Source organism: Luedemannella helvata, from assembly GCF_039528415.1.
Lineage (GTDB): Bacteria > Actinomycetota > Actinomycetes > Mycobacteriales > Micromonosporaceae > Luedemannella > Luedemannella helvata.
The window spans coordinates 89,468-105,032 of the sequence record NZ_BAAALS010000008.1 but is presented as its reverse complement, the minus strand read 5'-3'; the positions used below and the strand labels follow the sequence as shown (position 1 = coordinate 105,032).

Annotated in this window: 13 protein-coding genes; 6 read left to right on the top strand and 7 right to left on the bottom strand. The window is 72.9% G+C overall.

What is annotated here, in order from left to right:
- Nucleotides 1-96: 96 nt before the first annotated feature.
- Nucleotides 97-1,071 (bottom strand): methylmalonyl Co-A mutase-associated GTPase MeaB, encoded by a 975-nt coding sequence (gene meaB / locus ABD191_RS10500; RefSeq protein ID WP_344079396.1) that lies wholly within the window; start codon nt 1,069-1,071, stop codon nt 97-99.
- Between the two features lie 150 nt (nt 1,072-1,221).
- Nucleotides 1,222-2,397: an acetyl-CoA C-acetyltransferase gene (locus ABD191_RS10495; protein WP_344079394.1), complete on the bottom strand. Its 1,176-nt coding sequence runs from the start codon at nt 2,395-2,397 to the stop codon at nt 1,222-1,224.
- 53 nt (nt 2,398-2,450) lie between these two features.
- On the opposite strand from ABD191_RS10495, the gene mce reads away from it, so the two are divergent.
- From mce to ABD191_RS10465, 6 genes are all read left to right on the top strand, one after another.
- Nucleotides 2,451-2,876, top strand: coding sequence for a methylmalonyl-CoA epimerase (gene mce / locus ABD191_RS10490; protein ID WP_344079392.1), 426 nt, complete (start codon nt 2,451-2,453; stop codon nt 2,874-2,876).
- A gap of 222 nt (nt 2,877-3,098) precedes the next feature.
- On the top strand, nt 3,099-4,346 hold the full coding sequence (locus ABD191_RS10485) for a DivIVA domain-containing protein (protein ID WP_344079390.1): 1,248 nt from the start codon (nt 3,099-3,101) through the stop codon (nt 4,344-4,346).
- A 76-nt stretch (nt 4,347-4,422) separates the two neighbouring features.
- Nucleotides 4,423-5,772, top strand: coding sequence for a coiled-coil domain-containing protein (locus tag ABD191_RS10480; protein ID WP_344079388.1), 1,350 nt, complete (start codon nt 4,423-4,425; stop codon nt 5,770-5,772).
- A gap of 107 nt (nt 5,773-5,879) precedes the next feature.
- A complete protein-coding gene (locus ABD191_RS10475; RefSeq protein ID WP_344079386.1) occupies nt 5,880-7,682 on the top strand; it encodes a hypothetical protein in 1,803 nt (600 codons plus the stop codon).
- Between the two features lie 29 nt (nt 7,683-7,711).
- On the top strand, nt 7,712-9,625 hold the full coding sequence (locus ABD191_RS10470) for a N,N-dimethylformamidase beta subunit family domain-containing protein (RefSeq protein ID WP_344079384.1): 1,914 nt from the start codon (nt 7,712-7,714) through the stop codon (nt 9,623-9,625).
- Between the two features lie 13 nt (nt 9,626-9,638).
- Complete coding sequence (locus ABD191_RS10465) at nt 9,639-11,372, top strand: lipopolysaccharide biosynthesis protein (RefSeq protein ID WP_344079382.1); 1,734 nt, start codon at nt 9,639-9,641, stop codon at nt 11,370-11,372.
- A 97-nt stretch (nt 11,373-11,469) separates the two neighbouring features.
- On the opposite strand, the gene ABD191_RS10460 is transcribed toward ABD191_RS10465, so the two are convergent.
- From ABD191_RS10460 to ABD191_RS10440, 5 genes are all read right to left on the bottom strand, one after another.
- Nucleotides 11,470-11,967 carry a DUF3558 family protein gene (locus ABD191_RS10460; protein WP_344079380.1) on the bottom strand — a complete coding sequence of 166 codons (498 nt, stop codon included), beginning with the start codon at nt 11,965-11,967 and terminating at the stop codon, nt 11,470-11,472.
- A gap of 148 nt (nt 11,968-12,115) precedes the next feature.
- Nucleotides 12,116-12,502, bottom strand: coding sequence for a transcriptional regulator (locus ABD191_RS10455; protein ID WP_344079598.1), 387 nt, complete (start codon nt 12,500-12,502; stop codon nt 12,116-12,118).
- The gene (locus ABD191_RS10450; protein WP_344079379.1) at nt 12,499-13,266 is read right to left on the bottom strand and encodes a hypothetical protein; all 768 of its coding nucleotides are present in this window, start codon (nt 13,264-13,266) and stop codon (nt 12,499-12,501) included. The genes ABD191_RS10455 and ABD191_RS10450 overlap by 4 nt, the downstream gene beginning before the upstream one ends.
- 66 nt (nt 13,267-13,332) lie before the next feature.
- Nucleotides 13,333-14,589: a glycosyltransferase gene (locus tag ABD191_RS10445; RefSeq protein WP_344079377.1), complete on the bottom strand. Its 1,257-nt coding sequence runs from the start codon at nt 14,587-14,589 to the stop codon at nt 13,333-13,335.
- On the bottom strand, nt 14,586-15,551 hold the full coding sequence (locus ABD191_RS10440) for a glycosyltransferase family 2 protein (RefSeq protein ID WP_344079375.1): 966 nt from the start codon (nt 15,549-15,551) through the stop codon (nt 14,586-14,588). Before ABD191_RS10440 ends, ABD191_RS10445 begins: the two co-directional genes overlap by 4 nt.
- Nucleotides 15,552-15,565: the final 14 nt, after the last annotated feature.

The following is a 15,565-nucleotide window of genomic DNA, read 5'->3' as shown; positions in this document are numbered from 1 at the left end:
CCTCCCCCACGCGGCGGTTCGGGCCACCCCGTCCGCCACCGCGCCATCTTCGCTGCCCGGCCCGGCTCTGCCAACCCCCGGCCGGAAAGCCGACGCTCAGCGGTGGTCGCCGTCCGCGCGTCGGTCCAGGGCCGCGAGCAGCTTCGCTGCCGCCGTGTACGGGTCGGCAGCGCCATCGGCGACCTCGGCGGCGAGGGCGGGCAGGCCGGCGTCGCCCGTGACGGCTTCCAGCCGCGCGCGCAGCCGGCCCAGCGCGATGCGGCCGATCTCGACCTCGGCGCGCTCGCGTCGCCGGCGGGCGAGCACGTCGTGTTCGACGAGCCAGGCGCGGTGCTTGCCGAGCGCCGCGAGGATGTCGTCCATGCCCTCCGCGCGCGCGGCGACGGTGCGCAGGACGGGCGGGCGCCAGTCACCCGGCGCGCGCTCGCCGAGCGCGATAGCGCCCTGGATGTCGCGGTAGGTGACGTCCGCCCCGTCGCGGTCGGCCTTGTTGATGACGAAGATGTCGGCGACTTCGAGGATGCCGGCCTTCACCGCCTGGATGGCGTCGCCCATGCCGGGAGCGAGCAGCACGATCGTGGTGTCGGCGAGGCTGGCGATCTCCACCTCGGCCTGCCCCACGCCGACCGTCTCGACGAGGACGACGTCGCAGCCGGCCGCCTCCAGCACCCGTACGGCCATGGGCGTCGCGGCGGCGAGACCGCCGAGGTGGCCGCGGCTGGACATGGACCGGATGAACACCCCCGAGTCGGTGGCGTGGTCCTGCATGCGCACCCGGTCGCCGAGGATCGCCCCGCCGGTGAACGGGCTGGACGGGTCGACGGCGAGCACCCCCACCCGGCGCCCGGCCGCGCGCAGCGCGCGGACCAGCTCGTTCGTGGTGGTCGACTTGCCCACGCCGGGAGCGCCGGTCAGGCCGATCACCTCGGCGCGGCCGGTGTCGGCGGCCAGCAGTGCGGCCAGCTCGGCCAGTCCGTCGCCGCCCCGCTCGACGAGGCTGATGAGCCGGGCCACCGCCCGCGCGTCGCCGCCGCGGGCGGCGGCGACAGCCGCGGCAAGGTCGGCCCTCATGCCGTCACCTCCGCTGCGCTCCGGCGCCGCCATGAGCCGAACCCGCGCTGATGATTCGCTCGCGGACGCTCGCTCATGCCCTCACCTCCGCTGCGCCCCGGCGCCGCCATGAGCCGAACCTACGCTGACGATTCGCTCGCGGACGCTCGCTCATGCGCGCAGCAGGAGCGCGTCGCCCTGGCCGCCGCCGCCGCACAGGGCCGCGGCGCCGAGGCCGCCGCCGCGTCGACGCAGCTCGAGGGCCAGGGTGAGGGCGAGGCGGGCGCCGGAGGCGCCGACCGGGTGACCCAGCGCGATGGCGCCGCCGTTGACGTTGACGATGTCGGGCGAGATGCCGAGGTCGCGGGTCGACTGGATGCCGACGGCCGCGAACGCCTCGTTGATCTCGACCACGTCGAGGTCGGCGGCGGTGGCGCCGACCTTGGCCAGTGCCTTCTCGATGGCCCGGGACGGCTGGCTGTGCAGGGAGTTGTCGGGGCCGGCGACGCTGCCGTGCGGGCCGATCTCGGCGAGCCAGGTGAGGCCGAGCGCCTCGGCGCGGGCGCGGCTCATGACGACGACGGCGGCCGCGCCGTCGGAGATCGGCGACGAGGTGCCCGCGGTGATGGTGCCGCCGGCGCCGAACGCGGGACGCAGCTTGGCCAGGATCTCCGGGGTGGTGTCGCCGCGCACGCCCTCGTCCTCCGCGATGACGAGCGGGTCGCCGCGCCGCTGGGGCACCTCGACGGGCACGATCTCGTCGGCGAAGACGCCGTTCTTCTGCGCGGCGGCGGCCTTCTGGTGGCTGGCAGCGCCGAACGCGTCCTGCTCCTCGCGGGTGATGCCGAGGCGGGCGGTGTGCCGGTCGGTCGACTCGCCCATGGAGACCTCGTCGTACGCGTCCGTGAGCCCGTCGAACGCCATGTGGTCGACCATGGTCACGTCGCCGTACTTGAACCCGGTGCGCTGGTTGCGCAGCAGGTGCGGGGCGTTGGTCATCGACTCCATACCGCCGGCGACCACGATGTCGACCTCGCCGGCACGGATGAGCTGGTCGGCCAGCCCGATCGCGGTGAGCCCGGAGAGGCAGACCTTGTTGATGCCCAGCGACGGCACCGACATGGGGATCCCGGCGGCGACGGCGGCCTGCCGCGGCGGCATCTGGCCGGCCCCGGCCGGGAGCACCTGCCCCATGATCACGTAGTCGACCTGCTCCGGGGCGACGCCCGCCCGCGCGAGAGCTGCCCGGATGGCGGCCGCGCCCAGCTGCGTGGAGGAGTGATCCTTGAGATTGCCGAGGAGCCGACCCATGGGGGTGCGGGCCCCGTTGACGATGACCGTGGACATGCCGACCTACCCGTCGCTCGCGCCTTAACGCTGGTTCGGGTAAGACTAGCTCCATGGAGAAGATCGGCCTGCTGCGCATTGACCACGTTGGGATCGCCGTCACGGACCTGGACGAGGCGGTGGAGTTCTACGAGCGGGTGTTCGGGATGCGCTGCGCCCACCGGGAGACCAACGTCGAGCAGGGCGTCGAGGAGGCCATGCTCGACGTGGGGCCCGAGGGCGGCGTCGTGCAGCTCCTGGCCCCGCTGACCCCGGAGTCGGCCATCGCCCGCTTCCTGGACCGCTCGGGGCCGGGGGTGCAGCAGGTGGCCTACACGGTGCGCGACGTGGCGGCGGCGTCCGCCGCGCTGCGCGAGCGGGGGCTACGCCTGCTCTATGACGAGCCACGCCGGGGCACCGGCGGCTCATTGATCAACTTCGTCCACCCGAAGGACGCCGGCGGGGTGCTCATCGAGTTGGTCGAGGCGCCGCGGGAATAAACGCGACAATTGATTTTTCTGTCACGTCCAGTGACGGAAGATGCGGAAATAACGTCTTTCATGTCTGGTGTTTCCGCTTTTACGACACGCCGGATAAGGCGGCCGTTTACTGCCCGCTACCGCCGATCATGGCGGTGCCGCACAAGATGTCCATCAGCATGAGGGCAGACATGGCCGTACGCCCTTGCGAAAGGGCAGGGTGGTTCTGCAAGTATGTGCCACATGCCCCAGCAGCAGTCTTCTCTGGCGTTCTTTGACAACGCAAACTCCCAGCCTGACTTCACTGTCGTGCTCCGTGGCTACGACCGTCCTCAGGTTGACGACTTCGTGCAGCGGCTCAACGCTGCCCTCGCCCAGTCCGAGACGGCTCGGGCTGAGGCGGAGCAGCGGCTGACCGAGGCGCAGCGCCGCACCCGCCAGGCGGAGCAGGCGCTCAGCTCAGCGCAGCAGAAGCTGACGGACCAGACCAAGCAGATCGAGGAGAACAGCCGCCCGACGCTGTCTGGCCTGGGCACCCGGGTCGAGCAGATCCTGCGGCTGGCCGAGGAGCAGGCCAACGAGCACCGCGGCGAGTCGAAGCGGGAGTCCGAGGGCATCCTGTCCGGCGCCCGCCTCGAAGCCCGCGAGATCACCGACAAGGCGCGCGCCGAGGCTGCCGCCATGAAGGCGTCCGCCGAGCGGGAGGCGGGCAACCTGCGCACCGCCGCCGAGCGCGAGGCCGCCGAGATGCGCGTGCAGGCCCGCCGCGAGGCCGACACCCTGCGTGCCGACGCCGACCGGGAGACCAAGCAGCTGCGCACCGCCACCGCGCACGAGGTCGCCGAGCTCAAGGCCACGGTCGAGCGCGAGGTCGCGACGCTGCGGGCCACCGCCGAGCGCGAGATCACGCAGCTGCGGGCCAAGGCCGCGCGCGACGCCGAGGAGAAGCGCGCCGAGGCCGCCAAGCTGCACGCCGAGGCGAAGGACAAGCGCGACAAGGACCTGCAGGCCCTGGCGCTGGAGCTGGCCGAGCGCCGCGAGAAGGCCGAGCGCGAGGAGTCGCAGCGCCACGCCGCGGCGGTCGCCAACACGCAGAAGCTGGTCGGCGAGGCCGAGGTGCGGGCGCGGGCGGCGGAGGAGCGGGCCAAGGAGATCGAGCAGCGCGCCGAGGTGCGCCGCGTCGAGTCCGAGCGCCACGCGACCGACACCGTGGAGAAGGCCAAGGCGCTGGCGGAGAAGACCATCAACGAGGCCCGCGCCGAGGCGCACCGGGTGCTCAGCGACGCGCGCAGCGAGGCGGAGATGACCACCACGGCCGCCCGCCGCGAGGTCGAGGACCTGACCCGGCAGAAGGACGCCGTCACGGCGCAGCTGGGCCAGATGCTCTCGGGCCTGGCCGGAATCGTCCCGGGTGTCCCGAACGGCGGCAAGCCCGCCGCCAAGACCGACAAGGACGCGGACGCGACGCAGCGGGTCGCGGCCAACGGCTGACCACCATCGACCGCCGTCCCGTCACGCCAAGCGCGCGCGCCGCGCGTGACGGGACATCGCGTGTGAGGATAGGCCTATGGCACACGGCGCGGAGCTCTACACCCTGACGAACGGTATGACGACCGAACCCACCCCGTTCGAGACCGCCCTACGCGGCTACGAACGCAAGCAGGTCGACCGTTACGTCACCCAGGCGGAAGGGGAGATCGTGGCGCTCGCTGGGGAGCGCGACGAAGCGTTGGATCAGCTGCGTGCGCTCACGGAGCAGGTGCACCAGCTGCAACAGGAGCTGGCGGTGGCGCGCAGGAGCGCGACCGCGCCGGCACCCACCAACGTCTCGTTCCGCCACCTGGGTCCCCGCGTGGAGCAGATCCTCGCGCTCGCCGAGGATCAGGCCGAGGCCATCAAGGCCGAGGCGCTGGAGAGCATCGCCGACCACCAGGCCGAGATCGAGCAGCTGCTGGAGAAGACCCGGGCCGAGGCCGCGTCGGCCACGCGGGACTTCGAGATCTCGCTCGCCGCGCGCCGTGCCGAGGAGGAGGCCGCGCTCACGCAGCGTCGTGAGGCGGCCGATGCCGAGGTGGCGGCCGCGGAGGAGCGGGCGCGGCAGGTGCGCGCCGAGGCCGAGGCCCGCTACGAGGCGGCGAAGCAGGAGTCGGAGCGCGCCGGCAAGGCCACCGCGGAGTATGTGGAGCGCGTGCGCAGCGAGACCGACGCGCATGCCATGCGGGTGCGCGACCAGCTCGACCAGGAGCTCGCGCAGCAGCGCGCCGCGCTGGAGGAGGAGCTGTCGAACCGGCGGCGGGCGGCCGAGCGCGAGCTGGCCCAGCGTCGCGCCGAGGTCGAGCAGGAGCTGAACAACCTGCGGCAGGCCGCCGAGACGCACGCCCGCGAGCTGCGCTCCGAGGCGGAGACGTACGCGGCGAACCTGCGCGCCCGGGCAGACGAACTCAAGGCCGCCGCCGAGGTGGAGCTGCGCGAGGCCAAGGCCGAGGTGCAGCGCACGGAGTCCGAGGCCAAGGCCCACGCCACGGCGCTGGCCCAGGCGAAGTCGGACATGGAGAAGGCGAGCGCCAAGGCCCAGCAGGCCCGGGCCGAGGCCGAGCAGGCCGCTGGCCGGGTCCGCGCGGCCCACGCCGAGGTCGAGCGCGCCAACCAGCAGGCCGAGTCCGTGCGCAGTGAGATCGACCGGCTCACCGCGGAGGCCCGCAAGTCCCGCGACGAGGCGGAGCGCGACCGGGCGGCCGCCGCCGAGGCGCTCGCGGACGCCGAGCACATGCGCGCCGACGCCGAGCACATCCTCACCGCCGCGAAGGCCGGCGCCGAGGCGATGATCAACGCGACCAGGGCGCGGGCCCGGTCGGCGTCGCCCGCCCCGGCCCCGCCGACCGGCGACGAGGAGGCGGAGGCGGGAGCGCGCGCCTGAGCTGACCCGGATCGGTGAGGTGTCGCATATGCAGCACCCATCGCCGACTGACCTTCCCAACCCGAGCAAGTAGGGTGACACCAGTTTTTGCCGGGGAGGAGTGTCGGATGGGTTCGGCTCAAGCGCGGCCGTCGCACCGCGCGAGGCGTCGACGGGTCGTCGCCAGCACCATCCAGTCCGCCGCCGCGGCCGCACTGGGCCTGGTCATCAGCGTGGGGGCCCTGGGCGCGCTGAACGACACGGCGTACCTGCGGATGGTGGACCCGACGCTGCCCGTCGGGCGCGCGCCGCTCGTCATCGCGCTGACCGTCGCCGTCATCGCGCTCGTCCCCCGCTGGGGGATCGTGCGGTGGCTCATCGGGGAGCGCTGCGGGTGGCCCGTGGCCACCGGCGGCGCCCTCATCGCGGCCACGACCGCCCTGCTGACCGAGGGCGGGGCACCGAGCGCGGCCGAGGCCGATGCCGCCACCCTCATGCTCGCCGTAGCCGGCGCGGTCACGCTCGGTGGCGTGCTGCTGGCCGCGGCGGAGGCCACCGCCCGGCTGCGGCTCGCGATCGGCTGCGGGCTCGCGGCCGGCCTCGTCATCGCCCCGCTCGCGTTCGCCGTCGTCGTCGGCCGCGCCGGCCTGGGCACTGTCGGCGACCTGCCCGGCGTCGTGCTGTTCGGAATGCTCGCCGTCGTCGGCGTGGCGGCCACCGTGGCCGACCGCACGGACCCGCGCATCGACCTGGACCGCCTGCCCCGCATCGGGGTGCGCCGGGCCGTCGCCCCGGTCCTCGTGGTGATCGGGGTCATGGTGCTGCCGGTCATCGGCTGGCGCGTACGCGAGACCGTGTCGGGCAAGCTGCGCGGAGCGCTGAGCGAGAAGCGCGCCAACCTGGCCGCCACGGTCGACACCGTCCTGCCGTACGCGGTGGCGGCCGCCGTGCTCGTCCTGCTCATCTGGTACGGCTACCGCCGCGCGGGCGCGCCGCTCGTGCGCCTCATCGTCACCGCCGCCGGCCTCGGCCTGCTGCTGCCGGTCGGCCTGCAGGTCGACCTGCTCGCCCAGCGGTCGGCGGGTGCCGCCGTCGTGGTCGTCGGCGCGGCGGCGGCCCTGGCCGGCGTGCTCCTCGCCCGCCGGGTGCCCCGGGCGCTGCCCTGGGACGCGCTGGGCCTGCTGGCCGGCGCGGGCGGCGTGGTGCTGCTCGGCCGCTCGGTGCGCACCGAGGTCCACTCCCCCGGCGCGATGCAGGCGATGCTGCTCGTCGGGGGCGCCGCGCTGGCCCTGGGCGCGACGCTGACCCCGCTGCTGCGGCCGGAGGCGACCGACCAGCCCGGCACCCGTACCCCCACCGAGACCGTGGGTACCCTGGCCGTCGCGGTCGCCGCCCTGACGACCAGCACCGTGCTGCTCGGGCCCGCCGCGCTGAGCCACATCACCTACCTGCGCACCGGGTTCGGCGTCTACGCGGGGCCGGTGACCCTCGGCGTGCTGGCGCTCGTACTCACCGGGATCTTCCTTTTCGGGCTGGCCATGGCGCGCATCCTGCGCGAGCGCGCGGCCGCGAACATCGCGCCGCCGGCCACGTTGTACCGCAGCACGGCCGCGAGCGCCGGGGAGGCGGAAAAGGCGGAGCGCGCGGCCCGGCCGGCCGGGCCGGCCCCGATGCGACTGGCCACGTTCGAGGACCCGCCACCCGCGGACGACTGGGACCTGCCGCCCTCGGACGAGGTCACCATGGTGGGCACGATGTCGCCGTTGCGGACCACGGCGGCCCCGACCGCGCCCAGCACCCCGGTGCCCACCCAGTGGCCGCCGCTGTCCCCGGAGCTCGGTCACGACGACGAGCCGGACGACAACGACACCGGCATCATGATCGTCCCAACGGACCCGTCGCGCGGGCACGGCACCCGCAACCCCTGGTAACCACGAGCACGAAGGACGGTCATCTCAAGATGCGGGGACTGCTGCGCCAGGCTCGGCTGCTCGTCACGGCGCTCGCGCTGGTCGGCGTCACGGCCACCACCCTGGTCGTCGCTCCGGCTCTGGCCGCCGACGACCCGTGCGCGGACGGCAACCTGATCGTCTGCGAGAACTCGCGCCGCGACGCCGACGCGTCGGCCTGGGCCGGCGGCCGGTCCCCGGAGTGGGACATCGACAAGGCCGGCGACGCGTCCATCCAGGGTTACTCGACCGACATCAGCGTGAACCTCGGCGAGCGCATCGATTTCAAGGTGGACACCGAGGCCAGCGCGTTCGATGTCGACATCTACCGGGTGGGGTGGTACGGCGGAGCGGGCGCCCGCAAGATCGCTTCGCTGGACCCGGGCACGATCGTGGCCCGCCGGCAGCCCCTGTGCCTCACCGATCCCGCGACCGAGCTGCTGGACTGCGGCAACTGGTCGGTGTCCGCGTCGTGGACGGTGCCGGGCGACGCCGTCTCCGGGGTCTACCTGGCCAAGCTGACCCGCCCCGACACGGGCGGGTCGAGCCACATCGTCTTCGTGGTACGCGACGACAGCAGCAAGGCGGCCATGGTCTTCCAGACCTCGGACACGTCGTGGCAGGCGTACAACACGTACGGCGGGTCGAGCTTCTACCAGGGTGAGGCGCACGGCCGGGCGTACAAGCTGTCCTACAACCGGCCGTTCGCCACCCGGGGCCTCAACCGCGGGCAGGACTTCTTCTTCGCCAACGAGTACCCGATGATCCGGTTCCTGGAGCGCAACGGGTACGACGTGACGTACACGACCGGCGTGGACTCCGACCGCCGCGGCCAACTGCTCAAGAACCACAAGGTGTTCCTGTCGGTCGGCCACGACGAGTACTGGTCGGCCAAGCAGCGGACCAATGTCGAGGCCGCCCGCGACGCCGGGGTGCACCTGGCCTTCTTCAGCGGCAACGAGGTCTACTGGCGCACCCGCTGGGAGCCCAGCCAGGACGGCACGAGCACCCCGTACCGGACGCTGGTCTGCTACAAGGAGACCTGGGCCGACGCGAAGATCGACCCGTCCAAGGAGTGGACCGGCACCTGGCGTGACCGGCGGTTCGCCGAGACGGCGACGGTCGGCGAGCCGGAGAACGCCCTCACCGGCACGGCCTACGTGGCCAACTCGACCGACCTGGCCCTACAGGTGTCGACCGAGCAGGCCCGGCTGCGGCTGTGGCGCAACACCAGCATCTCCACGATGACCGCCGGCCAGACCGCCACGCTCGCCCCGCACACGGTCGGGTACGAGTCGAACGAGGACCTGGACAACGGGTACCGCCCGGAGGGCCTGATCCGGATGTCCACCACGGTCGGCCCCACGCCGGAGTACCTGCGGGACGAGGGACGCATCGTGACGCCGGGCACCACGACCCACCACCTGACGCTCTACCGCGCCCGCAGCGGCGCGCTCGTGTTCAGCGCCGGGACGATCCAGTACGCGTGGGGCCTCGACCCCCAGCACGACGGCGCGCAGGAGCCGGCCGACCCGCGCCTGCAGCAGGCGACGATCAACCTGTTCGCGGACATGGGCGTGCAGCCCACCACGCTGATGGACGGGATGGTCGAGGCGACCGCGTCCACGGACAAGACGGCCCCGACGGCGGCCATCACGTGGCCCAAGCGCCCGCAGGTCAAGGTCGGCGAGGAGATCACCGTTCAGGGCAGCGCGGCCGACAACGCCGACGGTCGCGTCGCGGCGGTCGAGGTCTCCCTCGACGGCGGCGACACCTGGCGCCCGGCGATGGGCACCACCTTCTGGTCCTATACCTTCACGGCGACCCGGGAAACGACGCGGGTGCTGGCGCGTGCCATCGACGACAGCGTGAACATCGGCCCCGCCTCACCGCCGCTCGCGGTGCGGGTGACGACCGCCAACTGACGGGAGGACCGCCGTGGAGAACCCCGCCACGGGCGGCCGCCACCGCCGGCCGGAGCCCGACGACCTGGACACCGCGGACACGCTGGTCACCGCCGCGCCCTGGGCTCCGCCCGCGCAGCGCACGGCGCCGGCGCCCTACCCGGCGCCGGCCATCGACCCGCTGGACGCCTCCCCGCTGGACCAGACGGTCGAGATGGCCGGGCTCCCGGACCTGATCGCCCAGGACGCACCGCGCGGCGCCGGTACGCCCGGATCGCCGCCCGACGAGCCGCCCGCCGCCCCCGCGCCCACCGACGGCGAGGACGAGAGCAGCGGGCTCGGCCGAAAAGCCAGCAAGGCGCTCGGCTGGAGCCTGGCGAGCACGATCCTCGGCCGGGTGGGCCGCATCGCGTTCGGCATCTGGATCGCCCGCCTGCTCGGTCCGGACGAGTTCGGCGTCTACGCCCTGGCGTTGGTCTTCCAGCTCGCCATCCTCAGCTTCAACGAACTGGGCGTGAGCCTGGCGATCGTCCGGTGGCCCGGCCACCCGCGGGAGATCGCACCGACGGTGGCGACCATCTCGGTGCTGTCCAGCGTCATCATCTACATCGGCTGCTTCTTCGCCACGCCGTTCATCGCGTCCGCCATGGGCGCCCCGGGCGCCACGCCGGTCATCCGGGTACTCACCCTGAGCGTCATCATCAGCGGGCTCGTGGCCGTGCCCGTCGCGTTGCTGCAGCGCGGCTTCCGGCAGGACAAGCGCACGGTCGCCGACCTGACCACCGCCATCGTCAGCCCGCTCACCTCCATAGCCTGCGCGGTGGCCGGCATGGGCGCCATGAGCCTCGCGGTCGGCACGCTCGCCGGCAGCGTGGTGGGCGCCGCGCTGTTCATCTGGTTTGCCCCCGAGGGCCTGCGCTTCGGCTTCGACCGCGCCATCGCCCGCAAGCTGCTGACGTTCGGCCTGCCGCTGGCCGGGTCGAGCATCGTCGTCTTCGCCGCCGGCAACATCGACAAGATGGTGGTGGGCGCCCTCTTCGGCGTGCGGTCGCTCGGCATCTACACGAACGCGTTCAACCTCTCCAACCTGCCGGTGAGCATCTTCTCCACGCCGATGCGCGCGGTGGCCCCGGCGGCGTTCGCGCGCCTGCAGCACGACAAGCCCCGCATGAACCGGGCCTTCCTCATGTCGTCGGGCCTGCTCGGGGCGATCGCCCTGCCGGCCTGCGTGCTGCTCGCCACCGCGCCGTACCCGCTGATCCGCATCGTCTACGGTACGGCGTGGGAGGCCTCCGCGACCGTGCTGCCGTGGCTGGCGGCGCTGGGCGCGCTGCGCATCTTCTTCGAGCTGATCTACGACTTCTTCGTCGTGCTGGCCAACACCCGCGCGGTGTTCACCATCCAGGTGGTCTGGCTCATCGCGCTCGCCCCGTCGATCTGGGTGGGCTCGCACTTCTTCGGCCTGCCCGGCGCCGCCGCCGCGCAGTTCGCCACCGGCCTGCTCGTGGTGCTGCCGTTGTACCTGCGGGAACTCAGCCGCGCCGGCATCCGGCCCCGATCCATCGCCGGCAGCGTGGCGATGCCGATCGCGGCGGGCGCCGTGGTGGCCGGCCTGGTCCTGCTGATCCAGGTGTTCGTGACGAACGACTGGGTGGTGCTGCCGCTCGTCGGCCTGGTCGGGATGGCCGCGATGGCGGCGGTCCTCTACCGGATGCGCGCCACCCTCAAGTCCCTACGCTCCACCAACCCGGAGTCGACCCCCGCCTAGCCCGCTACGCGCCGAGGCCACCTACGCACCGAATCACGGTCTCGATTCCGTACGTAGGTGGCCTCGGTGTGGCTACGACGGTGCTGCTACGACAGCGTCACGGCAGCCGGGGCAGCACCTGGGTCGCCGCGGCCTTCGCGAAGAGCTTGTCCGCGTCGCCGCCCGCGGGGGTGGTGGCGTAGATGTCGACCTCAATGTGGCCCTTGCGGATGAAGAGGTGGTTGGAGAAGAAGTGCGCGTCGTAGCCGAGGTCCGTCACCGGCTCCGAGTCGGGGTGGTTGGTGCCGAAATCCGCCTCGGTGGTGGGCCCGAGCTGGATGGCCAGCCGTGCCCCGGACAGCTGCCACTGGCAGTACCGGACGGTCGCGTCAGGAGCCGCGTCGTCGCGGTCGACCTGAAGGACCGACGCGCCCCCGGCCAACGCCGTGACCTCCTCCTTGGTGAGCAGGGTACAGACGTCAGGCAGGCCACTCGCCCCGGTGCCGCTGCCGCCCGGGGGCGTGGCGGCGGCGGACGGGGACCCGACGACAATCTCGGTGCCCGTGGTCGCGCCGGGATCGTCGCATCCGGTCAGGGCGAACGCGGCTGCGGTCACCAGAACGGCACCAATGCGGGCCACACGCGGTGGGCAGAAGGGCATCGTCATCTCCTCGGCTGGGGGGCAGTCCGCCGTGAATCTATGCTATGTGGACAGTCCCGGTCGCCAGCTGAGCCGACAGTGGTTCGGGCGGATGGCCGACTGATCACGCATTGAGATCCGGACCGGATTGCGCGCCTGATGTCGCCTGGTGCCCGGAGGCCGCGGTCTCGACGCGGGCGATGAGCTGCTTGAGCCGCTCCATCTCCTCGGCGAGCGCGGTGCTGCCCGCGGCGGTGAGCGTGATCCAGGTGCGGGCCCGCTTGCCGGCGTACCCCTTCTCCACCTCGATCAGGCCGGCCGTCTCGAGGACCCCGAGGTGCTGCGAGAGGTTGCCGGCGGTCAGGTCCAGCTGGGTGCGCAGGTAACCGAACTCGACCCGGCGCGCCTCGTGCGCGATGGCCAGGATGCCCAGCCGCACGCGCTGGTGCACCACGTCGTCGAGTCCGGAGACCGGGTGCGCGGCCTGCGGAGCCCCGGATTCGGCCGTCACCACCGGTGCCACCGCAGGGCGAGCACGAAGCCGACCACGGTCAGCGTCAGGAGTACGGCGTTGACGATGTGCGGGGCTCGGGGCCATCGGCGCTCGAGCGCGAAGCCGACCGCGCCGGCGAGCAGCACGACGCCGTTGATGACCTGCGGCGCCAGGGACATGTCCGGCGTCGGATCCTGGGCGGGCCGCCAGATCGTGTTGATCGGCACCAGCACGATCGCCAGGTAGCCGAGGGTGAACACCGCCAACCCGACGTTGCGTTCCAGCCAGGCCAGCACCAGCAGGGCGACGCCGATCGTGCCCCAGGGTGCGACCAGCCGGTCCAGCAGCATCACCCAGTACGGGAACGGTTCGGTCGGCACCGGGTGGGTGTCGAGGTACAGGCGGAACGACAGCCACACGGCGGTGTGCAGGGCGGTCAGCGCGACGCCGGTGACCACATAGGGCAGCACCCGGGTGCCGAGCCCGCGCGCTCGAGCGACCCGCACGTAGCACCAGGCGATCGCCGCGTACGCCAGCAGCAGCGCCGGGGGCCAGAAGAACGCCGCGTGCCTGATCTCGCAACGCATGCCGTCGGCCACGGAGGAGCAGGTGCTGTCGAGGAAGGCCCAGTCCAGCGGGATCGCCGCGAACGTCACCGCGGACAGCACTAGCAGTGCCACCCAGGTGGCCCGCTGGTCGAGGCGCACCCGGTGGGCGAGCGCGCGCACGTCGGTCAGCAGCCGGCGGGCATCGCCAGCGGCCGGCACGGAGTCAGTTGTCATGCCAATAGGTTTGCACAACAAACCTATTGGCGCTAGTGCCAAACTGAGCCGCCCGACGGGCCGAGGTCAGGGCCTGCGCTCCTCCTTCATGGCCTCGGCGGCCAGGGTCACCGCGTTCATGTCGTCACTCTTGGCCGTGCCGCGCATGCGGTCGACCTTGCGGCGCACCTTGTGCGAGGCGAGCAGGACGGCCGACCGGGCGCCGACCGTGGCCTGGCGCACGGCCGAGGTGTGCCGGGACGCCAGCGCGCTGCGGTAGATCTCCTCCTGCAGCAGGGCCGCCCGTTCCAGGCTGAACCGCCGCAGCGCGAGCTGTCGCCCGTACTCCCCGAGGTTCTCGCGGAGCGCGCTGTCCATGATCAGTGGTTCCAGGATGGCCCGCAGGCGCTCGGCCCCGCCGGTGCCGTTGCCGATGCCGTACCAGCCCTGGCTGAGGAAGAGGTCGACGCTGTCGGGCGTGAGCAGCTGCCAGAAAGCCTGCTCCCCCTGCACGACGAGTGGCTTGCCGAAGGCGAGTGCGCGCAGCGCCGAGCCGCCCATGCCGAGCATGATGTCGGCGGCGTCGTAGGCCGGACGCGGGTCGACCAGCTCCCCGGTCAGCACGACGACCTCCCGGCCCGCGCGCTGGTTCGCCGCGGCCGCGCGCTGCGCGACCTGGTCGCGCGCGTCGCCGTCGCCGGTGATGACCAGCCGTACGGGCCAGCGCAGCCCCAGCTCCCCCACCACATCGACGGCCGTGAGCACGCCCTCCAGCTTCAGCTCGGGCACGAGCCGGCACACGACCCCAATGTCGATCGTCTGGTGGGTGCTGCCCAGGAACCGGTCGCGGAACTCGCGCACCGGCTGGCCCGGCGAGTTCGCCTTCATGTCCACGGGCGGCTCGATCAGGTACGTGGGGCCGGAACGCTTGCGGGCGGTGTGCTGGCGCAGCGCCTCCGTACCCACGATGAGCGGCATGTTGCCCGGCAGGAACGGCGCCACGGCCATCGACATGATCGTGCAGATGGCCACGGCGCGCTCGTTCGGGAACACGGCCGCGACCGCGTCGAGCGCGGGCGGCCACTCGTACCCGTGGATGATGTCGATGTCGTACTGGCGCACCAGCGCGCGCAGCTGCTTGGCCACAGCCGGCGAGGGCCGGCGGCGCTGCGCCGGGATCGCCATCCGCTCCAGGCCCAGCTCCTCCACCCGCCGGCTGAGCGGGCCGTCCTCGCCGATGATGGCGACCTGGTGCCCCAGGTCGCGCACCGCGGCGGCCAGCTCGATCGCGTTGAGCTGGCTGCCGCCCAGCTCCATCGCGTGCGGGTAGACGAGGATCTTCATCGGTTGCCCGTCCGGGAGGGACCGGGCAGCTCCGCCCAGCGGCGCTCGGACACCAGCGCCTGCAGCGCGCGGCGCTGGCCCGGCCGGTTGGCCCGCAGCAGCTGGGTACCGATGACCACGAGCCGGAACGCCGCGCTCGCCACCCGTCCGTGGTACTTGCGGTAGTAGCGCACCTTGTTGACCGCGGTGAGCGCGACGAGCGCGGGGCCCGTACCCGAACCCGCGCCCTTGTGCGTCACCACCGCGTCGGGCAGGTAGCGCACCGCGTAGCCGGACTCGCGCAACCGCCGGCAGTAGTCGGTCTCCTCCGAGTAGAGGAAGAAGCGCTCCTCGTCCCAGGCGCCGACCCGCTGGTCGGCCTCGATCGCGATGAGCAGCGCCGCGCCGGTGGCCCAGTCCACATTGGCCGGCGCGTCGTAGGCGTCCGTGCGCCACACCATCTCCGACAGCGCGGCCGGGCGGTTGCGCCACTTGGCGCCGAGCAGGCCGTCGGCGGCCGAACGCAGCAACGACGGCTCGCGGCGCAGCGACGGCGACGTGTGCCCGTCCTCACCGAGCATCCGGGGCACCACGGCGCCGACGCCGGGCTCGGTCAGCGCCGCGCAGAGCCGGCGGATGGACCCGGGCGCCGCCCGCAGGTCCGGGTTGAGGATCAGGACCGCCCGGGTGGGGCCGAGGTGGCGGCGGCCGACGTTGATGCCGCCCGAGTAGCCCAGGTTGCCGCCCGACGGCACGAGCTGCACGCCCGGGTAGCGGGCCACCACGGAGGCGATGTCGTCGGCGGAGTCGTTGTCGACCACGAGGACGCGCACCCGCAGCCCGTCCGCCGCCGCGGGCAGCGAGTCGAGCAGGCCACCCACGTCGGCCGCGCTGTTGTAGGTCACGATGATGGCGGTGCAGTCGGCGAGCTCCCGCTCGTCCGCAAAAACGCCGCCGGTCGCGGCAGTCGCGCTCTGGGTCATGCCCGGTCCCCTGC